The 18,773-nt window shown below is 30.7% G+C and carries 15 protein-coding genes; 10 read left to right on the top strand and 5 right to left on the bottom strand.

Annotation, left to right across the window (positions count from 1 at the left end; genetic code table 11):
* Positions 1–3: 3 nt before the first annotated feature.
* Entirely contained in the window at positions 4–1,950 is a 1,947-nt protein-coding gene (locus ACQ65T_RS09795; protein WP_430400898.1) for an LTA synthase family protein, read from the bottom strand.
* 102 nt (positions 1,951–2,052) lie between these two features.
* Here ACQ65T_RS09795 and ACQ65T_RS09800 point away from each other — a divergent pair, with 102 nt between their 5' ends.
* From ACQ65T_RS09800 to ACQ65T_RS09825, 6 genes are all read left to right on the top strand, one after another.
* Positions 2,053–3,825: an AMP-dependent synthetase/ligase gene (locus tag ACQ65T_RS09800; RefSeq protein WP_430400899.1), complete on the top strand. Its 1,773-nt coding sequence runs from the start codon at positions 2,053–2,055 to the stop codon at positions 3,823–3,825.
* Positions 3,826–3,956: 131 nt separating this feature from the next.
* A complete protein-coding gene (locus tag ACQ65T_RS09805) occupies positions 3,957–4,418 on the top strand; it encodes a MarR family winged helix-turn-helix transcriptional regulator (RefSeq protein WP_430400900.1) in 462 nt (153 codons plus the stop codon).
* A 32-nt stretch (positions 4,419–4,450) separates the two neighbouring features.
* A complete protein-coding gene (locus ACQ65T_RS09810; protein WP_430400901.1) occupies positions 4,451–6,841 on the top strand; it encodes a 3-hydroxyacyl-CoA dehydrogenase NAD-binding domain-containing protein in 2,391 nt (796 codons plus the stop codon).
* A gap of 6 nt (positions 6,842–6,847) precedes the next feature.
* On the top strand, positions 6,848–8,035 hold the full coding sequence (locus ACQ65T_RS09815; protein ID WP_430400902.1) for an acetyl-CoA C-acyltransferase: 1,188 nt from the start codon (positions 6,848–6,850) through the stop codon (positions 8,033–8,035).
* Between the two features lie 41 nt (positions 8,036–8,076).
* Positions 8,077–8,442 carry a four helix bundle protein gene (locus ACQ65T_RS09820; RefSeq protein ID WP_430400903.1) on the top strand — a complete coding sequence of 122 codons (366 nt, stop codon included), beginning with the start codon at positions 8,077–8,079 and terminating at the stop codon, positions 8,440–8,442.
* 69 nt (positions 8,443–8,511) lie between these two features.
* Positions 8,512–10,302: an acyl-CoA dehydrogenase family protein gene (locus tag ACQ65T_RS09825; protein ID WP_430400904.1), complete on the top strand. Its 1,791-nt coding sequence runs from the start codon at positions 8,512–8,514 to the stop codon at positions 10,300–10,302.
* A gap of 66 nt (positions 10,303–10,368) precedes the next feature.
* On the opposite strand, the gene ACQ65T_RS09830 is transcribed toward ACQ65T_RS09825, so the two are convergent.
* The 4 genes from ACQ65T_RS09830 to ACQ65T_RS09845 form a co-directional block, all read right to left on the bottom strand.
* A complete protein-coding gene (locus ACQ65T_RS09830) occupies positions 10,369–11,316 on the bottom strand; it encodes a phosphoribosylaminoimidazolesuccinocarboxamide synthase (protein ID WP_430400905.1) in 948 nt (315 codons plus the stop codon).
* Positions 11,317–11,445: 129 nt separating this feature from the next.
* The gene (locus tag ACQ65T_RS09835) at positions 11,446–12,858 is read right to left on the bottom strand and encodes a hypothetical protein (protein ID WP_430400906.1); all 1,413 of its coding nucleotides are present in this window, start codon (positions 12,856–12,858) and stop codon (positions 11,446–11,448) included.
* A 243-nt stretch (positions 12,859–13,101) separates the two neighbouring features.
* On the bottom strand, positions 13,102–13,914 hold the full coding sequence (locus tag ACQ65T_RS09840) for an SDR family NAD(P)-dependent oxidoreductase (protein ID WP_430400907.1): 813 nt from the start codon (positions 13,912–13,914) through the stop codon (positions 13,102–13,104).
* A gap of 100 nt (positions 13,915–14,014) precedes the next feature.
* Positions 14,015–14,965: a PhoH family protein gene (locus ACQ65T_RS09845; protein ID WP_430400908.1), complete on the bottom strand. Its 951-nt coding sequence runs from the start codon at positions 14,963–14,965 to the stop codon at positions 14,015–14,017.
* A gap of 105 nt (positions 14,966–15,070) precedes the next feature.
* Between ACQ65T_RS09845 and ACQ65T_RS09850 the strand changes: the two genes are divergently transcribed.
* The 4 genes from ACQ65T_RS09850 to gldG all read left to right on the top strand — a co-directional run bounded on the left by ACQ65T_RS09850 (position 15,071) and on the right by gldG (position 18,712).
* A complete protein-coding gene (locus ACQ65T_RS09850) occupies positions 15,071–15,898 on the top strand; it encodes an SAM hydrolase/SAM-dependent halogenase family protein (RefSeq protein WP_430400909.1) in 828 nt (275 codons plus the stop codon).
* Complete coding sequence (locus ACQ65T_RS09855; protein ID WP_430400910.1) at positions 15,899–16,195, top strand: putative quinol monooxygenase; 297 nt, start codon at positions 15,899–15,901, stop codon at positions 16,193–16,195.
* Between the two features lie 109 nt (positions 16,196–16,304).
* Positions 16,305–17,030 carry a gliding motility-associated ABC transporter permease subunit GldF gene (gldF, locus tag ACQ65T_RS09860; protein ID WP_430400911.1) on the top strand — a complete coding sequence of 242 codons (726 nt, stop codon included), beginning with the start codon at positions 16,305–16,307 and terminating at the stop codon, positions 17,028–17,030.
* Positions 17,030–18,712 (top strand): gliding motility-associated ABC transporter substrate-binding protein GldG, encoded by a 1,683-nt coding sequence (gene gldG, locus ACQ65T_RS09865; protein ID WP_430400912.1) that lies wholly within the window; start codon positions 17,030–17,032, stop codon positions 18,710–18,712. Before gldF ends, gldG begins: the two co-directional genes overlap by 1 nt.
* The last annotated feature ends 61 nt before the right edge of the window (positions 18,713–18,773 follow it).

Genomic DNA, 18,773 nt, shown 5'->3' on the forward strand with positions numbered 1-18,773 from the left:
TTACTACTTTATTAAATACGGTTTATCTATTTTTTTATCTATAATTGAGTTAAAATAACTTTGTAAATACGCTTTACAACTTAATTCAAAATCATATTTTATTTTAGGAAAAACAGATTTTAAATCTTTATGCATTTTTTTATCTTCTTTAGAATATAAACCTGTAATATTCATTCCATCAAATGTACAAAAGAAATCGTCTTTGGCGAAAAAGTAAGTTCCTGCTATGTAGTTTAATAGATATGGTTTTTCATCAACTTTATTTGCTAAAAGACTTCTACCCCAACTTCTGAATTTTTTATTATAACCAACAGCATCTAATATAGTAGGATACAAATCTATATGCTGAGCCAAATCTTCTCTAACTCCTTTATAGTTTTCTTTTGGAGAAAAAATTAATATTGGTACAGCAACTCTATTTAAAACTTTGTGATAATATTCGTCTTTAAAATAAACATTATTACAATGGTCTGCAGTAATAATAAAAATTGTATTGTTATACCATTTTGATTTTTTTGCTTCTTTAAAAAACTCTCTGAAAGCGTTATCTGTATAACCAATACACTGATGAATCGGAACATGTCCTTTTGGGAACTTTCCTTCATACTCAAGAGGAACTTTATAAGGTTCATGAGAAGATAAAGTAAATACAGTACTAAAAAACGGTTTTTCTTTTTTATCTAATTCTCTCTTCATATATTTTAAAAATGGTTCATCCCAAATTCCCCAAGAACCATCAAAATCTGAATCATTATTATATTCTGTCATTCCATAATAATGGTCAAACCCTAAAATATTTCCGAAGCCCAAGAAGCCCATAGACCCATTAGGAGCACCATGAAAAAAAGAAGTATCATAATCCATTTCTTTTAAACATGAAACTAATGATTGTATCTTTTGTTTTGCATAAGGTGATGATGTGAAAGCATCTTTATAGGATGGAATTCCTGCTAAAACAGAAGACATTCCGTGTATAGACTTATACCCGTTAGCATAAGCGTTGGTAAAAATTAAACTTTCTTGCGATAATGAATCTATAAAAGGAGAAAAACCTTGAAAATCCTTAACATTCTTATCTTTGTTAAAAGCTCCTAAATATTCTCTTCCAAAACTTTCTGTTATTATTAATACTACATTTGGTTTATTAACACTATCATTAAAGTATTGTTTTACAGGGTTTGTTATGTTGTAAATTTTTTTGTCTGATAAATTAAAATCTTGTTTTTTAAAAGTCTTAACCCCTAAGGTCCTTAAAAATGCGAAAGGAGTATTTAAAACTAAATCTGCATCTTGACTTTTTTCAACGTATCTGTTTGCATCAACTAAATTAATTGGTCTAGAACTTTTTGCATATCCACCTCGTATTCCAATTATGGTAAAACCAGAAGTAAATATTAATAAGCAAAACGAATATATAAAGTAAGTTAATTTATTTGTTGGTGTAGAATTTTTAACTTCATACTTTTTATATAAAAAATACCATAAATAAGATAAAGAAATAAAAAGTAAAAAAACATACCAATAAGAAATGAAAAACCTAAAGAACATGCTCAACTTATTGTTTTCATTACTAATAAGATCAAATACAGCTATTGTAGTTCTAGAATAATTATAAGGATAGTAAATTAAATCAATAAAGTTTAACGAATAAAAAGGTATATTAGTAAGAAAATAGATATATAAAAGTATTTTCTGGTAAGTTTTAGATGTATTAACTAAGATAGGAAATATTGACATTACAATGAATAGCACATTTACATAAAGCATTGCTGATGTGTCAAACTGTAAACCAAAAAAACAAATTTTAAAAAAAGAATAAATAGAGTCAATTTCAAATAAATCGGCGTTAAAAAAATAAAAAATTACTCTAGCTATGAAATAAAAGAAATAAACTAGTAAAAGTCTATAAATCAATACAGAAATTTCATTTTTCCTTAAAGAAGTATACATAAATTAAAAATATATTTTTACAAAAGTAGTATTATTTAATAATCATAGTACGCTTTTTAAAAAACTTTTAATAAATTGCAATAAAAATAAAATCATCTAAATATGAATAATATTACTCGCTTATTTGACTTTCCATACTATCAATTGGAAAAGTATGATTTATCAGATTCATTGGTTACAAAATATGGTAATGATTGGATTAAAACTTCAACAAAGGAATATTTAGATAAAGCAAACGCTATCTCAAGAGGTTTATTAAACTTAGGGGTAAATAAGAATGATAAAATCGCTATTATCTCTTCAAATAATAGAACAGAATGGAATATTTGTGATATTGGAATATTACAAACAGGAGCACAAAATGTTCCAATTTATCCAACAATTTCTAGTGAAGATTATGAATATATTTTAAATCACTCAGAATCTTCTTATTGTTTTATTTCTGATATTGAAGTTTACAATAAAATTAGTGCTATTAAAGCTAATGTTCCAACATTAAAAGAAATATATTCATTTGATGATATTAATGGTTGTAAAAGCTGGAAAGAGATTTTAGAACTTGGAAAAGACAATACAAATCAAAATAAAGTTGAAGAACGTAAAAACAATGTTCTAGAAACTGATTTAGCTACGATAATATATACTTCAGGAACTACAGGAAGGCCTAAAGGTGTAATGTTAACACATCAAAATATCGTAAGCGATGTATTAATGAGTGCTAAAAGAGTGCCTCTAAGAGCTGGGGATACTAGAGCTTTAAGTTTCTTACCTATTTGTCACATCTTTGAAAGAATGCTATTGTATTTATACCAATATTATGGTATTTCAATTTATTTTGCGGAAAGTATTGAAAAAATTAGTGACAATTTAAAAGAGGTTCATCCACATGTTATGTCAGTTGTACCTCGTTTACTTGAAAAAGTATACGATAAAATCTATGCTAAAGGGGCTGATTTAACAGGAATTAAAAAAAGATTATTCTTTTGGGCTTTAGATTTAGGTATGGATTACAAACCTTATGGAGAAAATGGAGCTTGGTATGAGTTTAAACTTAAAATAGCTCGTAAAATCATTTTCTCTAAATGGCAAGAAGGTTTAGGAGGAGAATTAGAGCTTTTAGTTTGTGGAAGTGCTGCTTTACAAACAAGACTATCTAAAGTATTCTGCGCAGCAAATATTCCAGTAATGGAAGGTTATGGATTAACAGAAACTTCACCTGTAATTTCTGTAAATGATATGAGAAATGGCGGATTCAGGGTAGGAACTGTTGGAAGAGTTATTGATGGTGTTGAAGTTAAGATTGCTGAAGACGGAGAAATACTTTGTAAAGGACCAAATGTAATGATTGGTTATTATAAAGATGAAGAAAAAACAAATGAAGTTTTAGCGAACGGTTACTTTCACACTGGAGATATTGGAGAAATCGATAGTGATGGTTTCCTTAAAATTACCGATCGTAAAAAAGAAATGTTTAAAACTTCTGGAGGTAAATACATTGCTCCTCAAGTTTTAGAAAATACATTTAAACAATCAAGATTCATTGAACAAATAATGGTTATTGGAGATGGTGAAAAAATGCCAGCAGCATTTATACAACCAAGTTTTGAATTTCTGAATGATTGGGCTTCTAGAAAGAAAATTTCAATAGGAACAACAAATCAAGAAATCATAGCCAACAAGGAGGTTATTGACAGAATTCAAGAAGAAGTTAATGAATTGAATGAAAAATTTGGAAATTGGGAAAAAATTAAACGTTTTGAACTAACGCCCGAAGTTTGGTCAATTGATGGAGGTCACCTTACTCCAACTATGAAATTAAAAAGAAAAATTATTAAAGAAATGTATACTGATTTATACAATAAAATATACAACTAATTATATTTTAACACCTTAACTACTAATTGTTAAGGTGTTTTTTTATTTATTTCATTTTTTTTATAAAAAAATCAAAAAATACTATGCATGCATAGTATTTTTTTTTATCTTTGAATTTCAGTTTTAATTTTATGAAAGATAAAACAATAGATTATATATTAAGAGCAACTTGGCAAGCAGTTGCCAGGATGTATAATGAAGAAGCTTCAAAGTATGGTGCAACAATGGCAACTGGTTTTGCACTATTAAGTATCGATAGAGAAAAAGGCACTCCTTCAACTTCTTTAGGTCCAAAAATGGGTATGGAAGCAACTAGTTTAACAAGGACGTTAAAGTCAATGGAAGAAAGAGGCTTAATTATTAGAAAGAAAAACCCAACAGATGGAAGAGGTGTTTTAATTCACCTTACCGAAGAAGGGCTAGATAAAAGAGAGCTCTCTAAAACAACTGTTTTAAATTTCAACGAAACAATTAAAAGACACGTTACAGACGAACAACTTCAAAATTTTATGGAAGTTTCAGAAATCATTAACGAGTTAATTGCTGATAAGAAAATTTTTACAGACGAAGAATTAAAAAAACAAACAAAATAACCTTGATATAATCGAGATAATTTAATTAACAGATGAAACGTAATATTAAAAAAGTTGCTGTTATTGGTTCAGGAATTATGGGAAGTGGTATTGCTTGCCATTTCGCAAATATTGGTGTAGAAGTACTTTTACTTGATATTGTTCCTAGAGAATTAACAGAAGTTGAACAGAAGAAAGGATTAACTTTAGAAAGTAAAGCGGTTAGAAATCGTTTAGTTAATGATCATTTAACTCATGCTTTAAAATCTAAACCATCTCCTATTTATCATCAAAGTTTTGCTAATAGAATTACTACGGGTAACACGACAGATGATATGGCAAAAATTGCCGATGTCGATTGGATTATTGAAGTAGTTGTAGAAAGACTTGACATCAAAAAACTAGTTTTCGAACAAATTGAAAAATACAGAAAGTCTGGTACATTAATAACTTCAAACACTTCTGGAATTCCTATTCAGTTTATGAGTGAAGGAAGAAGTGAAGATTTCCAAAAGCATTTCTGTGGAACACACTTTTTTAATCCAGCACGTTACTTAAAATTATTTGAAATCATTCCTGGCCCACAAACTTCAACAGAAGTATTAGATTTCTTGAACGGTTATGGCGAAAAATTCTTAGGAAAAACTTCTGTAGTTGCTAAAGATACTCCTGCTTTTATTGGAAATAGAATTGGAATCTTCGGAATCCAAAGTTTATTCCACCAAGTAAAAGAAATGGGATTAACAGTTGAAGAAGTTGATAAATTAACCGGACCAGTTATTGGTCGTCCAAAATCAGCTACTTTTAGAACGGTTGATGTTGTAGGTTTAGATACTTTAGTACATGTTGCTAATGGAATTTATGAGAACTGTCCAAAAGACGAATCTCATGAATTATTTAAACTTCCTGAGTTTGTAAACAAAATGATGGAAAATCAATGGCTTGGAAGTAAATCAGGTCAAGGTTTCTATAAAAAAGAAGGAAAAGAAATATTAGCTTTAGATTTAGACACTTTAGAATATAGAACAAGTAAAAAAGCTTCTTTTGCGACTTTAGAATTAACAAAAACAATTGACAAACCAATTGATAGATTCAAAGTATTAGTAAAAGGGAAAGATAAAGCAGGTGATTTCTATAGAAAAAATTTCGCTTCAATGTTCCAATATTGTTCAAACCGCATTCCGGAAATCACAGAAGACTTTTATAAAATTGACGATGCTATGAAAGCTGGTTTCGGTTGGGAAAATGGTCCTTTCGAAATTTGGGATGCTATTGGTGTTGAAAAAGGAATCGAATTAATGAAAGCGGAAGGTTATTCTCCTGCTGCTTGGGTTAATGAAATGGTAACTTCAGGAAATACTAGTTTCTATTCAGTAAAAGATGGAGCAACCCACTTCTACTCTATTAACAATAAAAAAGTAGAAAAAATTCCTGGTCAAGATGCATTTATTATCTTGAATAACATTCGCGACAATAAGAAAGTATGGAATAACAGCGATTCTATTATTACTGATTTAGGTGATGGAATTATCAATTTAGAATTTACTTCAAAAATGAATTCTATTGGTGCTGGTGTTTTACAAGGAATTAATAAAGCCATTGATATGGCTGAAAAAGATTATAACGGTTTAGTAATAGGAAATCAAGGTACTAATTTCTCAGTAGGAGCAAATTTAGGAATGATTTTCATGATGGCAGTTGAACAAGAATATGACGAATTAAACATGGCTATCAAAATGTTCCAAGACACTATGATGCGTTGTCGTTATTCTGCAATTCCAGTTATTGCTGCACCTCACGGAATGACTCTTGGTGGTGGTTGTGAATTAACAATGCACGCTGATAGAGCTGTTGCTGCTGCTGAAACGTATATTGGTTTAGTAGAATTTGGAGTTGGTGTAATTCCTGGTGGTGGCGGTTCCAAAGAAATGGCTTTAAGAGCTTCTGATCTTTTCCGTAAAAATGATGTAGAACTAAACGTTCTTCAAGAATACTTCTTAACTGTTGGTATGGCAAAAGTTGCTACGTCTGCTTACGAAGGTTTTGACACTGGAGTTTTACAAAAAGGTAGAGATATTGTTGTAGTAAATAAAGACCGCCAAATTGCGACTGCAAAACAAGTTGCTTTACAAATGGCTGATCAAGGATACACGCAAGCTCCTAGAAGAAATGATATTAAAGTTTTAGGTAAACAAGCTTTAGGTATGTTCTTAGTAGGAACAGACCAAATGGAAGCTGGAAAATACATTTCTGAACACGATAAGAAAATTGCAAATAAATTAGCTTATGTAATGGCTGGTGGTAATTTATCTGAAGCCACTTTAGTATCTGAACAATACTTATTAGACTTAGAAAGAGAAGCGTTTTTATCACTAACGGGAGAAAGAAAATCTTTAGAAAGAATCCAACACATGCTAACTAAAGGGAAACCATTAAGAAACTAAAAAAATATGAAAACAGCATATATAGTAAAAGCATATAGAACTGCAGTTGGTAAAGCACCAAAAGGAGTTTTTCGTTTCAAAAGACCTGATGAATTGGCTGCTGAAACAATTGAACACATGATGAATGAATTACCAAATTTCGACAAAACTCGTATAGATGATGTTATGGTTGGTAATGCCATGCCAGAAGCAGAACAAGGTTTAAACGTTGCGCGTTTAATTTCATTAATGGGATTAAAAGTAGAGGATGTTCCTGGAGTTACAGTAAATAGATATTGTGCATCAGGTATTGAAACTATTGGTATGGCAACTGCAAAAATTCAATCAGGAATGGCTGATTGTATCATTGCAGGTGGTGCAGAAAGCATGAGTTATATTCCAATGGGAGGTTACAAACCAACTCCAGATTATAAAGTTGCAAATGCGGGTCATGAAGATTATTATTGGGGAATGGGATTGACAGCTGAAGCAGTTGCTAATCAGTTCAAAGTTTCTCGTGAAGATCAAGATGAATTTGCATTTCAATCACACATGAAAGCTTTGAAAGCGCAAGCAGAAGGTAAATTTGATGCTCAAATTGTTCCCATTACTGTGGAAGAAACTTTCATTAACGAAAATGGCAAAAAAGAAACACGTTCATATGTTGTAAATAAAGATGAAGGTCCAAGAGCTGGAACATCGGTTGAAGCATTATCTAAATTACGTCCAGTATTTGCTGCAGATGGAAGTGTAACAGCTGGTAACTCATCTCAAATGAGTGATGGTGCTGCATTTGTACTAGTAATGAGCGAAGAAATGGTAAAAGAGTTAAACCTTGAACCAATTGCACGTTTAGTGAACTTTGCTTCAGCAGGAGTTGAACCAAGAATTATGGGAATTGGACCTGTTAAAGCGATTCCAAAAGCCTTAAAACAAGCAGGTTTAAAACAATCAGATATTGATTTATTTGAATTAAATGAAGCATTTGCATCTCAATCATTAGCAGTTATTCGTGAATTAGGTTTAAATCCTGATATCGTAAATGTAAATGGTGGAGCAATTTCATTAGGTCACCCACTTGGTTGTACAGGAGCCAAATTATCGGTGCAATTATTTGATGAAATGCGTAAGCGTGGAAATGCAAAATACGGAATGGTAACAATGTGTGTTGGAACTGGACAAGGTACAGCAGGTATTTATGAATTTTTAAAATAAAGACCAAGAGATAATAGATTGATAGATAATAGACTTTGAGAATGAGTGAATTTAAAAGACATAATTTCAAGAAACTTAAAATCTGGCAAATGAGTATGGAATTATCTAAAATGATTTTGGACTTAACAGATACATTTCCAATTTCTGAAAAATATGGATTGAAAAGTCAAATGGATAGATGTTGTATTTCTATACCTTCAAATATAGCAGAAGGTTCAAGTAGAACAGATAAATCGTTTAGTCATTTTCTTGATATTTCTTTAGGATCTTCTTTTGAATTACAAACACAAATTATATTAGCAAATCATAAAAAATACATAACAAATGAAATATCTAATAGCATTGAAACTAAAATTGAAGAATTTCAACGAGCAACAATGTCATTTCAAAACATTTTAAATAAATAATTTAATGATAATTAATAGCTTCGTCTATCATCTATTCGTCTATTATCTATCATCTTAAAAACTAAAAACATGAGCGATATTATCAGAGGAGGTCAATTCCTAGTTAAAGAAACAAAATGCGAGGACATCTTCACACCAGAAGATTTCAATGAGGAACAAATTATGATGCGTGATTCGGTTATCGAATTCGTGGATAAAGAACTTTGGCCAAACAAAGAGCGTTTTGAAAAGAAAGATTACGCACTTACAGAAGAAGTAATGAAAAAAGCGGGTGACTTAGGTTACTTAAGTATAGCAGTTCCTGAAGCTTATGGCGGAATGGGAATGGGCTTTACAAATACCGTTTTAGTTTGTGATTATATTTCTGGAGCAACGGGTTCTTTTTCAACTGCTTTTGGTGCACATACTGGAATTGGAACTATGCCAATTACATTATATGGAACTGAAGAACAAAAACAAAAGTATGTACCAAAATTAGCTTCTGGTGAATGGTTTGGTGCTTACTGTTTAACTGAACCAGGCGCTGGTTCTGATGCTAATTCAGGAAAAACGAAAGCTGTTTTATCTGAAGATGGTAAATATTACAGTATTACGGGTGGAAAAATGTGGATTTCAAACGCAGGTTTCTGTCAAGTTTTTATTGTTTTCGCAAGAATTGGTGACGACAAAAACATTACTGGTTTCATCGTTGAAAATGATCCTTCAAACGGAATTTCATTGGGAGATGAAGAACACAAATTAGGTATTCGTTCATCATCTACTCGTCAGGTTTTCTTTAACGAAACAAAAGTTCCTGTTGAAAATATGTTAGCAGGACAAGGAGAAGGGTTCAAAATTGCAATGAATGCATTAAACGTAGGTCGTATTAAATTAGCTGCTGCTTGTTTAGAAGCACAAAGAAGAACTATTACTACAGCTGTTAATTATGCAAACGAAAGAATGCAATTTAATGTTCCTATTTCTAGCTTTGGAGCAATCCAGGCAAAATTAGCAGAAATGGCGACAAATTCTTATGCAGGTGAAAGTGCTACCTATAGAGCTGCACATGACATTGAAACTAGAATTCATATTAGAACAGAAGAAGGAAATACACACCAAGAAGCTGAATTAAAAGGGGTTGAAGAATTTGCAATTGAATGCTCTATCTTAAAAGTTGCGGTTTCTGAAGACGTACAATCTTGTACAGATGAAGGAATACAAATTTTTGGTGGAATGGGATTCTCTGAAGATGCACCAATGGAAAGCGCATGGAGAGATGCGCGTATTGCAAGAATTTATGAAGGGACTAACGAAATTAATAGAATGTTATCTGTAGGAATGTTAGTGAAGAAAGCTATGAAAGGTCACGTTGATTTATTAGGTCCAGCAATGGCTGTGGGTGAAGAATTAATGGGTATTCCATCGTTTGATGTTCCTGATTATTCTGAGCTATTTGCTGAAGAAAAAGAGATGATTGCTAAATTGAAAAAAGTGTTTTTAATGGTTGCTGGTTCGGCTGTTCAAAAATATGGAGCTGAATTAGAATCTCATCAACAATTATTAATGGCTGCTTCTGACATCTTAATTGAAATTTATATGGCCGAAAGCACTATTCTTAGAACTGAAAAATTAACTAAGAAGGAAGGTGCAGATAAAGTACAAGAACAAATTGCAATGGCACAATTATATTTATATCATGCAGTTGATATTATTAACCAAAAAGGAAAAGAAGGAATCGTATCTTTTGCTGAAGGTGATGAACAACGTATGATGTTGATGGGACTTAAACGTTTTACAAAATATACGAATATGCCAAATGTAATTGGGTTACGTGAAAAAATTGCTGCAAAATTAATTAGCGAGAATAAATACGCTTTTTAAGGACCAGTAATATTTTGGTTTAGTTTGTTTGAATAAAAAAGGCTCAATTTAAATTGAGCCTTTTTTTTATTTATTTAAATAAGCTAAAACGTTTTTTTCAATCCGTTCATTAATGTTTGAAATATCTGCTTTTATAAATTTTTCACCAATAATATTTTCATACAATTCAATATATCTTTCCGAGACTGTAGCAATATATTCATCAGACATATCTGGAATTTGCTGACCTTCTTTACCTTGAAAACCGTTAGCAATTAACCATTGGCGCACAAACTCTTTCGATAATTGTTTTTGAGCTTCTCCTCTATCTTGTCTTTCTTGATAACCTTCTGCATAAAAATAACGTGAAGAATCTGGTGTATGAATTTCGTCAATTAGAACAATTTTTCCATCTTTAGTTTTCCCAAATTCATATTTAGTATCAACCAAAATTAATCCCCTTGAAGCTGCAATTTCGGTTCCTCTTTGATATAATGCTCTTGTGTATTTCTCTAAAACTAAATAGTCATCTTGACTCACAATTCCTTTAGCTAAAATATCTTCTCGAGAAATATCTTCATCATGTTCTCCATTATCTGCTTTTGTAGAAGGAGTAATTATTGGAGATGGAAATTTATCATTTTCCTTTAATCCTTCAGGTAAAGTAACTCCACAAAGAGTTCTTTTTCCTAAAGCATATTCTCTTGCGGCATGACCTGCTAAATATCCGCGAATTACCATTTCAACTTTAAATGGTTCGCATAAATGTCCAACTGCAACACTTGGATCAGGTGTATCGATTAACCAATTTGGAACAATATCTTGAGTTAATTCCATGAATTTTGTTGCAATTTGATTTAAAATTTGACCTTTATAAGGAATTCCTTTTGGCATTACTACATCAAAAGCTGAAAGCCTATCTGTAGCAACCATAACTAATAAATCGTCATTAATATTGTAAACTTCTCTTACTTTTCCATGATAAACCGATTTTTGACCAGGAAAATTGAAATTGGTAGTAGTAATTGTATTCATTAAGTGTTTGTGTTGTTGTGTAGTGCAAATGTAGATTGTTTCTTTCTATCTTCAAAAATAATTATAAATAAAAAGCCCGTCTATTTTATATTTAATAAACGGGCTTTTAGGTAGTAAATTTTTTCATCTTTAATTCATTGATAATCCATTACTTATTTTAAAATCTTTTTTAACCATTTGAGTTTCTTTAATTGGAATTGGTCCATATGGTAAACGTAATCCCACATGCTCTGATGTAACATTTCCTAAACTATCTTTATCATCTGCTCTATTTGCAACAATATGCCATGAAAACTTAACATTTGATGAACCTTTAGCTAATTCTTTAACCTTAAATCCGTCTACTGATTTATCTGTAACAAATACTCCTGCACAATCACCTTCAAGTTGAATAAAAACTTTCAAAGGGTGTTTTTCATCAATATATAAAGCTTTTTTAAGAACAGGATCAATTTCAACATAAGCTTCACCATTTACTAATTGAGAAGTTCCATAATCTTCAAATAAAATTTCTGGAGCTTCAGGTGAAAATAAAATTCTAGGCTTATTTTCCTCATCCATTATCATTGTTGAGTTTGAACCATTCCCAATAACCTTAAAATTAGTTCCTCCACCTCCTGCAGCATTTGCATTATATTTTATACCTACATATGCATATGATTGACCAGAAACTCCGCCATTAAAGTATCCGCCATATAAACTTCTTCTTGAAGCTAATAATCCGTCTGGAGAAATATTATCAATTCCGGCAATTTTTGCAAAAGCACTATTATTTAAAGTAGCAGTATTATTATCTGAATCTAAAGAGAATCCACCACCAGAATTAGAATAATGAGCAGGATTTGATGGAGTTCCATAAGCATTTGAACCATAGACACCAACATATGGACCTGATCCTGCAACACCAGCTCCAGTGCTTGGAAAAATACTAAAACCGGCTCCAGAGCCTCCTAAAACAGAAGTTCCACCATCATTAATATTCGTAGCCCAAAGTGCATTTCCTACAGTATCATCATTTCTTCCTCTTAAAGCATCATTAAAGGCTCCAGAAGTATTAACATACAACCTTGTCCAAGCATCTCCAGGAGCGTTTATAGCAACATTTCCATCAGACCTAACAACTGCACGTTGTAAATTATTTGTTCTAAAAATTAAATTAGTATTGTCTCTAGTTCCAAGAAAATTGAAAGCAGGATTCGTACCTGAATTGCCTAAAAGCGACCAATCTCTTCCTCCTGTGCCATCTAAGGCAACCCAAAAAGAACCATCCCAGAAGTAGAAACCTGGGGAAACATTAAATGGAGCAACTCCATTTGTTGAAGTATTGTAAACTAAAGTTCCTTCTACCACTGCCCCACCTTGAGGATTAACAACTGGTAGTTGAACACTTCTTGAAGTTAGAGCCACTTTTGATATTATTACTCCTTGAGTACTTGAATTAATATCTAAAAAAGCTTGTGGGCTTGTTGTGCCAATACCCACTTGTGCGTTAGTCATACAAAAGCATGCTGTAGCTACTAAGGTTAAGTAAAATTTTTTCATAATGGTAGTTTTTTGAGTTCATAGTTAGTTTTATTATTATTTTTTATAAAGTTAAAAAAATATTTTACTATGCAAGCATATTTATTGTGGTTTTTTTATTTTAATTGTTAAATTTTTAAACATATACGTGTTAATAATTTATTTTAAATAGAAAATTCTTAATAAAATCAATTATTTGTTATATTAAGAACAAAAAAAGACGTTTAAGTGATAAACGTCTTTTTAAACAATACTAAAAAAGGACTACAAAACTTTCTTTTTAATTATAAAATTAAAAAGTCTATAACCTGCAAATTTTCTAAAGAAATTCATAAAATTTGCATCAAAACCAATAGTGTATTTTCTAAAACTTTTAGAAGGGTTATTCGCAATTGAAAACAATTTATTCACAATTGTAGTTGTAAGGTTTTTATTTTTACTCGTTTTTTTGTTCAGAATATTATTAATAGCATCCATCATTTTATTATATGATGGAATTGTAGAATCTTCGCACTTAGTAACATTACTTTGGAAATCTGTTGGAGCGTTGCCAAATTGAACCGTACAAACACTTACATTAAAATCTAAAAGTTCGTATGACATACATTCTGAAAAACTCTCAACCGCTTGTTTTGTTGAATGATAAAAATTCCCTAAAGGCAGATTAACTAAACCTGCAATTGAAGTAATATTGATGAACTGTCCATAATTTTGTTCTCTAAAAATCGGAATAAAAGCTCTGCAAACTTTTACTACTCCCAACCAATTTACATTTACAATGTTATTTATTTTAGAATCTTCAGAAAGCTCCACAAAACTTCTATAACCTAATCCCGCATTATTAATAATAACATCAATAGTGGTAAAATCCTTTAGAATTTGACTTTTGGCTTTTTCAATATTTTCAGTAGAAGTCACATCCAGTTGATAACACTTTACATTAGGATATCCTTCTAAATCTTTTGCCAAATCTAAACTTATCATCGTAGCAATTACACTCCATCCGTTTTCCGCAAAATGTTTAGTAGTTAAATTTCCAAGTCCACCAGAAGCACCTGTTATGAGTACATTTTTCAATAGAATAAATTTTAATAGTACAAATAAAGATTAATAAAAAAGAAATAACAAAAAAGTTTATAAAATAAATGAGGAGCTTATCTAAACTCCTCATTTATAATTAATCGTGATTTTCTATTTTTTTATAAGCATCAATTACTTTTTTAACCAATTTATGTCTTACAATGTCTTTATCATCTAAATAAATAATTCCAATTCCTTCAATATCTTTTAAAACTAATATAGCTTCTTTTAATCCGGAAATAGTTCTTCGAGGTAAATCAACTTGGCCAGGATCACCTGTAACCATGAATTTTGCATTTTTTCCCATTCGAGTTAAAAACATTTTCATTTGATTATGAGTTGTGTTTTGAGCCTCATCCAATATAACAAATGCATTGTCTAAAGTTCTTCCACGCATAAATGCTAAAGGAGCAATTTGAATAATACCTTTCATAATATAATCATCTAATGTATTTGGAGGCAACATGTCGCGCAAAGCATCATATAAAGGCTGCATGTAAGGATCTAGTTTTTCCTTCATGTCTCCAGGAAGAAAACCTAAATTTTCTCCTGCCTCTACTGCTGGTCTAGTTAATATAATACGTTTAACTTGTTTTTCTTTTAAAGCTTTTACAGCCATAGCAACACCTGTATAGGTTTTACCTGTTCCTGCTGGACCTATGGCAAAAACCATATCGTTTTTCATGACTAAATCAACTAATTTCTGTTGATTTGGCGTCATTGCTTTTATTAATTTCCCACCAATACCATGAACAAGAATTTTATCACTGTTGTTCATATGTTGAACTTCTTGAGCATCACTTTCTAATACTCTTAAAATTACATTATCATCAATTCTATTGTATCGTGAAAAATGTTGCATTAATCTTCTAAAACGAGTTTCAAATTCGTTAAGGATTTCTTCTTCGCCATAAGCCTTAAGAAGTGTTCCTCTAGCGACAATTTTCAACTTTGGATAATACTTTTTAATTGCTTCAAGATGAATGTCCTGAGCACCCCAAAACTCTTTTGGAGTAATGTCCGTTAATTCAATAATTCTTTCGTTCAAAGGCTTTTTATTTTAATTATTTTTCTTGTGCTGAAAATACATTAGCTTTGTATTCAAATTTAAGAAAAACTATTTTTTAATTTAGAATAAGTTATAAACAAAAGAATGTCAATAATTACTTTAACTACTGATTTTGGATTGAAAGACCACTTTGTAGGTGCTTTGAAAGGAAAACTAATTTCGGGTTATAATGAAGCCACAATTATTGATATTTCTCATGATATTGATTTATTCAACACTTTAGAAGCTGGTTACTGTATTGCTGCAGCTTATGATAGTTTTCCAAAAGGATCCATACATATAATTGGAGTTGATAGCGAACGTACAAATGAAACTCAGCACATTGCTCTACAATGGGATGATCATTATTTTATTTGTGCAGATAATGGAATTTTAAGCACGCTTACTCAAAAAAAAATAGCACAAAAAATCGTTGCAATCAATATTCACGATCGATTAAATAAAGACGCAACAGATATGGATGTTTTTGTAGCTGTTGCATGTCATATTGCTCGAGGAGGTTTACTAAATGTTATTGGAAAAGAGATTACTGAACTTAAGAAAGTAAATGAATTGGTAGCAGTAGTTTCAGATGATTTAAAAATAATTAAAGGAAACATTGTTTATATTGACCATTTTGGAAATTGTGTTACCAATATTTCTAAAAAAATGTTTCAAGAAGCACATAGAAATAGGGCTTTTGATATTAAATTTAACAATAAGAAGATTAGCACTATTAAAAATAGTTTCTCTGATTTTAAAACGACTGATAAATATTCACTTAAAGATTTTGAAGGCGAACGCTTAGCTTTATTTAATGAAAATAATTTATTAGAAATTGCCATTTATAAAAGCAATCCAAAAACAGTTGGCTCTGCTTCTACTCTTTTTGGTCTAAATTTTAGAGATGTAGTAACAATAGAATTTAAATAAATGTTTGTACGAATTGTAAAATTGCGTTTTCACGAAGAAAACATTATTCCTTTTTTAGAAAACTTTGAAGAAGTTAAAGAGCAAATTAGAGGTTTTAATGGAAACCAATTTCTAGAATTATATCAAGATAAAAACGATAAAAGAACATTTTTTACTTACAGCTATTGGGAAAGTGAATCGCATTTAGAAGCTTATAGGAACTCTGATTTATTTAAAGGAATTTGGGGTTATACCAAAACTCTATTTAGCGATAAACCTGAAGCTTGGAGTGTAGATAAATTAGCTACTTTAGATTAAGAGTTCAATTTATTTAAGAGATTAAAAGTTGTCTAGCTTTTTAAACTAAAATAGTACATTTGCAGTTATATGTATTTCAAGAATAACTCATAAAAATAACTAAACATAAATGAAAGCATTATTATTAAGAGAAATTAAATCCTTTTTTGGTTCGCCAATTGGTTATCTTGTAATTGCTATTTTCTTATTGCTTAACGGATTATTCCTGTGGGTTTTTGAAGGTGATTTCAACATATTAAATTCTGGCTTTGCAGATATGAGTCCGTTTTTTAAACTTTCTCCATGGATACTCACCTTTTTAATTCCTGCGGTAACTATGCGCTCATTTTCTGATGAGAAGAAACAAGGCACACTTGAATTACTTTTTACTAAACCATTATCTATGTGGGAAATTGTAAACGGAAAATTTTTAGGTGCATTTATTTTAATTGTTTTAGCAATTTTACCATCAATAGTATATGTTATTGTAATTTCTTATTTTGGTTCACCACAAGGAAATATTGACATGGGAAGCACACTAGGTTCTTATTTTGGGCTTTTATTTTTAATTGCAGCATACACATCAATAGGTATTTTTACTTCTACATTATCTGAAAATCAAATTGTTGCTTTTATTTTAGCAGTATTTTTATGCTTTGTATTTTATTTTGGTTTTGACGGAATAGCTACTTTATTCGAGACTAACAGTAAATTAATTGCTTCTTTTGGAATGGATTCTCATTTTAAAAGCATGAGTCGTGGTGTAATTGATACTAGAGATATTCTTTATTTTTTGAGTGTTACCGCTTTATTTTTGTTGGCAACGGTTTATAAATTAAAATCTTTAAAAGCATAATGAAATTAGCTAAAAAACAAAACATCAAACAACTTGTTATTATAGCATTATCATTAATTGCTGTAAATATAATTGGGAATTACTTTTTCAAACGTTTTGATTTAACAGAGGATAAGCGTTATACTTTATCAGAAACCTCATTAAAAATAATTAAAAGTATTGATAGTCCACTTATAATTGATGTATTTCTAGAAGGAAATTTCCCTCCTGAGTTCAAACGTTTACAAGACGAAACCAAACAATTATTAGAAGAGTTCAGTGCTTATAATTCTAACATCGTTTTTGTATTTGCAAACCCTATCGAAAATGAAGAAGAACGAGTTGCTGTAATGAAACAGTTTTATGAAAGAGGACTACAACCGCTTAATATTACTGTTGAAAATAAAGGAAAGCAATCTCAAGAAGTAGTATTTCCTTGGGCAATTGCTACATATGGAGACAAAAGCACAAAAGTGAGTTTGCTTAAAAATTTAATGGGCGCCACTACCGAGCAAAAAGTAATTAGCTCAGTACAGCATTTAGAGTTTGCTTTTGCAGAAGCAATAAATAAAGTTTCAAAAAACAAACAAAAGAAAATAGCTGTTTTAAAAGGAAATGGCGAACTAGAAGATAAATATATAGCCGATTTTTTAAAAACAGTAAAAGAAAGTTATTACATAGGTCCGTTTACCTTAGATTCTGTTGCAAAACAACCTACACAATCTTTAGAAGCTTTAAAAAAATACGATTTAGTGGTTATTGCTAAACCTACCGAAGTTTTTACCGAAGAAGAAAAGCAAGTACTTGATCAATACATAGTTTCTGGAGGAAAAACTCTTTGGCTAGTTGATGCTGTAAAAGCAGACATGGAAGAAATGTTTAATGAAACAGGAACCATTTTAGCACATCAAAGAGATTTAGGCTTAAACGACATGTTTTTCAAATACGGATTTAGAATTAATCCTTTATTGATTAAAGACGAACAAGCAACGCCTATTAAATTAGCTACCGGAGAACAAGGAAGTGATACAGAATACCAACAGTATTTTTGGAAATTTGCGCCTTTTATATATCCGGCAACTCCAAACCCTATTGTAAAAAATCTAGAAGGAATTAAATTTGAATTTACTTCTCCAATAGAATTACTAAACAATAAAATAAATAAAACTGTTTTATTAAGTAGTTCTGAATATTCTAAACCAGTTGGAACTCCTTATGAAGTAAGTTTAGGAACAGTTACAGAAAATACAACTCCAGAAGAATACCTTGGAAAAGGTTTACTTCCGGTTGCAGTATTATTTGAAGGTAAGTTCAATTCAATGTACACCAATAGAATTTTACCTTTTAAAGACAATAGTTACACAGCTGAAGGTATTGACTCAAAAATGATTGTGGTGAGTGATGGAGATATTATTAAAAATCAATTGGATCAAAACGGACCATTAGAACTTGGTTTTGATAAATGGACAAACAATCTATATGGTAACAAAGAGTTCTTAATGAACTGTGTCAACTACTTACTTGACGACACCGGACTTATTAACATTAGAAGTAAAGATGTAAACTTACCTCTTTTAGACAAAGAACGAGTTTACCAAAATTACACTATGGCACAAGTGCTAACTATCGGGTTACCAATGCTTATTTTAATAGTTTTCGGATTCCTTTTTACCTATTTAAGAAAAAGAATCTACACTAAATAGTTGTTGATAAATAGTTTTTGCTATTTGGGGAGATTTAGAATATATTTGTGAAAATAAAATC

Origin of the sequence: Flavobacterium sp., assembly GCF_965284515.1 — a bacterium.
Lineage (GTDB): Bacteria > Bacteroidota > Bacteroidia > Flavobacteriales > Flavobacteriaceae > Flavobacterium.

What these genes read in the sequence shown, in the direction of transcription:
- ACQ65T_RS09820 (WP_430400903.1), top strand. Translation starts at nt 8,077, where the DNA reads ATGAGTGAATTTAAAAGACATAATTTCAAGAAACTTAAAATCTGGCAA.
- ACQ65T_RS09805 (WP_430400900.1), top strand. Translation starts at nt 3,957, where the DNA reads ATGAAAGATAAAACAATAGATTATATATTAAGAGCAACTTGGCAAGCA.
- ACQ65T_RS09855 (WP_430400910.1), top strand. Translation starts at nt 15,899, where the DNA reads ATGTTTGTACGAATTGTAAAATTGCGTTTTCACGAAGAAAACATTATT.
- ACQ65T_RS09795 (WP_430400898.1), bottom strand. Translation starts at nt 1,950, where the DNA reads ATGTATACTTCTTTAAGGAAAAATGAAATTTCTGTATTGATTTATAGA.
- ACQ65T_RS09835 (WP_430400906.1), bottom strand. Translation starts at nt 12,858, where the DNA reads ATGAAAAAATTTTACTTAACCTTAGTAGCTACAGCATGCTTTTGTATG.
- gldF (WP_430400911.1), top strand. Translation starts at nt 16,305, where the DNA reads ATGAAAGCATTATTATTAAGAGAAATTAAATCCTTTTTTGGTTCGCCA.
- ACQ65T_RS09850 (WP_430400909.1), top strand. Translation starts at nt 15,071, where the DNA reads ATGTCAATAATTACTTTAACTACTGATTTTGGATTGAAAGACCACTTT.
- gldG (WP_430400912.1), top strand. Translation starts at nt 17,030, where the DNA reads ATGAAATTAGCTAAAAAACAAAACATCAAACAACTTGTTATTATAGCA.
- ACQ65T_RS09830 (WP_430400905.1), bottom strand. Translation starts at nt 11,316, where the DNA reads ATGAATACAATTACTACTACCAATTTCAATTTTCCTGGTCAAAAATCG.
- ACQ65T_RS09815 (WP_430400902.1), top strand. Translation starts at nt 6,848, where the DNA reads ATGAAAACAGCATATATAGTAAAAGCATATAGAACTGCAGTTGGTAAA.
- ACQ65T_RS09825 (WP_430400904.1), top strand. Translation starts at nt 8,512, where the DNA reads ATGAGCGATATTATCAGAGGAGGTCAATTCCTAGTTAAAGAAACAAAA.
- ACQ65T_RS09800 (WP_430400899.1), top strand. Translation starts at nt 2,053, where the DNA reads ATGAATAATATTACTCGCTTATTTGACTTTCCATACTATCAATTGGAA.
- ACQ65T_RS09810 (WP_430400901.1), top strand. Translation starts at nt 4,451, where the DNA reads ATGAAACGTAATATTAAAAAAGTTGCTGTTATTGGTTCAGGAATTATG.